The sequence below is a fragment of the Actinoplanes sp. ATCC 53533 genome, assembly GCF_003947245.1.
On record NZ_QHHV01000637.1, the window covers coordinates 1 to 641 of the forward strand.

General features: G+C 67.7%; 1 protein-coding gene. It reads right to left on the reverse strand.

The features are described from left to right. Nucleotides 1-223: 223 nt before the first annotated feature. A partial coding sequence (locus tag DMB66_RS60400) for a dioxygenase (RefSeq protein ID WP_370321630.1) occupies nucleotides 224-641 on the reverse strand: 418 nt, incomplete at its 5' end.

Sequence of the window (641 nt, forward strand, 5' to 3'; positions counted from 1 at the left end):
GGCGTTGACGGTGCAGCTGACGGTCGTTCGCCCGCAGCTGCGTCGCCGTACCGAGCGGGTCCTGGCCGGACGGTCGCAGCAGCGTTCCACCGCTCACCTCTTGTATGTGGCACTGGAAGTCGTCAAAGCACCCGCGTTGCTCGCCGCCGGTGTGCTGCTGCTTGCCGGCTGATTCGAGCATGAGGATCAGGACCCACCGATCGCGCTCGGGGCGGCCGTGGGGTCAGATGTTGGAACCGTCAGGCGGTAGGTCGGCGGGCGGTTGCGAGGATCCGCCTTCGCCTGCGGCGTCCGGGCAGGACAGGCCGAGGGTGTACGCCGTCATCGACAAGGAGCCGTAGGCGTAGTCGTCGACCAGAACCGACGAGTCCGCCTCCTTGGTAGCTGCGGCCAGACCGGCCAGATACAGCGCGGGAATGAAGTGGTCCGGTGTCGGTACCGCGTGGCGGAAGTCGCGGTGGGCGTCGAGTGTCGCGAACTCGGTCGGGTCGCTCAGCATGCGCACCTTGGCGTCCTCGTCGAAGCGCTGAGCCCAGTCGTAGCCGTCGTCGGTCAGCTTCCAGTCCATCCCGCCCAGGTTGTGCACGATGTTGCCGCTGGCGACGATGAGTACTCCGCGCCGTCGCAGGGCGGCGAGCTTC